This window comes from Brevundimonas sp., assembly GCF_044239655.1.
Lineage (GTDB): Bacteria > Pseudomonadota > Alphaproteobacteria > Caulobacterales > Caulobacteraceae > Brevundimonas.
The window spans coordinates 1-2,586 of sequence record NZ_JBIIAY010000214.1; the positions used below are offsets into that span (position 1 = coordinate 1).

Below are 2,586 nucleotides of genomic sequence, written 5' to 3' on the forward strand. Positions count from 1 at the left end.
AGGCTTCGGCGACCCCCGCTGCACGCATCCCCATACGCGCCGCGTCCTGTCTGTTCCGCCTGACCGACTGTGCGCCCGTTTGCCCGCATGGTGAGGCGATTACAAGTCCTGATACCCTGCGATCCGACACAGGCGATCACTTGCAAGTTACGGCCTCGCTTGGCCTCGACGGCCGCTCGCCCGCTGGGCGAGCGATCCGCTCAGCCGGCTGCCCGTCGAGCCGCAATCGGTGCCTGTGCCAAGGCCTCGAACGCCGGGTAGAGTTCGGTGTTCTCACGCTCGACCCGCAAGGCCAGGGCACCGATGACGCCCGCCGTCGCGGCCGAGAATCGGGCTGGATCAGCCGCGATCGCGGCCGCCGTCCACTGATCGTGATACGCCATCCAGGCCCCGCGAATCCCGCCCATTTCCTCGGCGCAGTCGGCTGCCAGCGCGGCGACCTCGCTGTCGGATCCGGCCAGAAGCGCCGGGTACAGATGATCGTCCTCGAGCGTCAGGTGCTCGACCAGCATCCTGTCGATCCCCTTGATCGCCGCCCGCGCCTCCTCGGCGTCGTGGCGGGTCTTGACCATGTCGCCCAACCCTCTCAGACCCGTGGCATGGATCATGATCAGTTGATGCTGCCGCCTCAGTTCGTGGATATCCAGCATGGGGTACGCTCCTGACAGGCCCCGTTGTCCCGCAGAATGTCTAAACTCCGCTAAAGACGCGTGTAGGTAGTTATACGTCACCGGCGGCTTCGCGACGCTTGACGACCTCCCGCACCAGAAGCATCAGCGCCAGCCAGGCGACCGCGACCCCCGCCAGTATCAGCGACGTCCAGACACCGTCGCCCCGCACCGCCGTCATGAACGATCCGCCGAAGAAGGCCACCAGCGCGGTCTTGGGCAGGACGCCCAGCGCGCATCCGGCCAGATAGGCGGGGAAGGACGCCCGCGCGGCACCGAACGCCATATTGACGACGATGAAGGGGGCTGAGGGGACGTTGCGGATCATGAAGCTGGCATAGAAGGCGTTCTTGCCCACGAACCGCGTCATCCGCCCCATGGTCTTGCCGCCGAACCGCTCGACCAGCCGCGCCGTCGGCCCTCGCCCTAGCCAGTAGGTGACACCCGCCGAGGCCACGGTGCCGATCCAGCTGTAGGCGAAACCCCACCACGGCCCGAACACCACCACGCAGGCCGCGATCAGCACGAACTGCGGCACCCCCAGGAATGCCGAGGCCGTGAACAGCACGATCGCCGCCACCAGCCCCCACGGCCCGGACCTGAACCCGCCCAGCCAGTCCTCCAGCCTCGCCTCCGCCCCCAGCGCCCCCTGCCCCAGACCCAGCGACGACTTCCCGAACGCGAACAGCCCCACGATCACGGCGAACAGCAGCAGCGTCGCCAGAATGGCCCGCCAGCGGCGGCCCTCCATGTTGAGGATGAAGTCGAGGATGGGACGCATCAGGGTGCGGCCGGGGTGAACGGCTCGACCACCCAGGTCGAGACCATCCAGTCGAAGAGGTTGGGGTCCCACACCCAGGTCTGCCGATAGGCCGCCCTGTACCATTGGGCTTCGTCGCCGACGCCAGTCTGATAGGAAGCCACGCCCTCGATCACAGCCTCACGTCCGGTCCTTCCCTCGAACTGGACAGGCCGGAACGTCAGGGAGGGGTGGGTCTTCAGCTGGGCGACGACGAATTCGGCAACCCGATTGTTGGACCCTCGATCCGTCCTGATCGTCTCGCCGGCCCAGGTCAGGTCCGGTGACCCGTTCGTGCCGAGGTAGGCGCGCCATACACCAGCGTCCAGCAGATCAAGCCCCTGTCGCGGAGCCCCCGACCTGACCCGATTGCGAAGCTCTGCCGCTGCAAACCGGTCGCCCTTCAGGCCAAGACAGGTCGCCAGGATCGTAACCGTGTTCCGCTGCTGGGTCTCATCCAGCAGGCCGCAGGGTGGGATCGCCTTCACCGCCTCATCCGCCAGCATGAAGGCGAAGGTCGATCCAAGGTTACCGCCGCACGTCCCCTGAGTGACCCGCCGCGTCGGGACCACGGCCCGGCCGTCGGGAGTGCTGTTGGCCATCTCGACCGTGGTCACCCAGGCGTGCAGACACATCGGCGGAAACGGCGGCAGAATCCTGCCGTCCGGTCCCGTCCGCACCGGTTGCGGCAAGGGTTCAAGCGTCCGATCCGCGAACACCGACTGAGTGCGCACGTGACCCCATGTCTCGGGCGAGACCGGGCTGCTCATCTTCCGACCTTCAGCGCCGTAGACGACGACTGTGGGATCCTGTCCCGGCCTGCGTTCAAAGCTGACCGTCGGCATCTCGGTGCCGTAGCCGTCGATGAAGGACGCCCGGTAGGTCTCCACCCTGGCTGCGGCTTCGTCCTCGATGGACGCCAGCCCGAATGTCTTCAGCACGGCTGCCCGGTTTTCGGCAGCGCAGCGGTCGGTTCCGTTGTCGTCCCCACAGTCGCGTGGGACCTCGGCCGACTGTCCGGCGATAGCCAGACTGAACAACACGGCGAAAAGCATTCGACACCTCCGGCACTGTCTTCATTTGCACGCAGCCCCCCCTGCCCGTAAACAGCGCCCGCCT

Annotated in this window: 3 protein-coding genes; all 3 read right to left on the reverse strand. The window is 66.8% G+C overall.

Annotated features, from left to right (window positions below):
• Nucleotides 1-200: 200 nt before the first annotated feature.
• Nucleotides 201-650 carry a hemerythrin domain-containing protein gene (locus ACILQR_RS16470; protein WP_395652440.1) on the reverse strand — a complete coding sequence of 150 codons (450 nt, stop codon included), beginning with the start codon at nt 648-650 and terminating at the stop codon, nt 201-203.
• 70 nt (nt 651-720) lie between these two features.
• Complete coding sequence (locus ACILQR_RS16475) at nt 721-1,449, reverse strand: TVP38/TMEM64 family protein (RefSeq protein ID WP_395652441.1); 729 nt, start codon at nt 1,447-1,449, stop codon at nt 721-723.
• A complete protein-coding gene (locus tag ACILQR_RS16480; protein WP_395652442.1) occupies nt 1,449-2,522 on the reverse strand; it encodes a hypothetical protein in 1,074 nt (357 codons plus the stop codon). The genes ACILQR_RS16475 and ACILQR_RS16480 overlap by 1 nt, the downstream gene beginning before the upstream one ends.
• Nucleotides 2,523-2,586 lie beyond the last annotated feature (64 nt).

Excerpts from the sequence above, each read along its gene's own strand:
- ACILQR_RS16480 (WP_395652442.1), bottom strand. The coding sequence starts at position 2,522 with ATGCTTTTCGCCGTGTTGTTCAGTCTGGCTATCGCCGGACAGTCGGCC.
- ACILQR_RS16470 (WP_395652440.1), bottom strand. The coding sequence starts at position 650 with ATGCTGGATATCCACGAACTGAGGCGGCAGCATCAACTGATCATGATC.
- ACILQR_RS16475 (WP_395652441.1), bottom strand. The coding sequence starts at position 1,449 with ATGCGTCCCATCCTCGACTTCATCCTCAACATGGAGGGCCGCCGCTGG.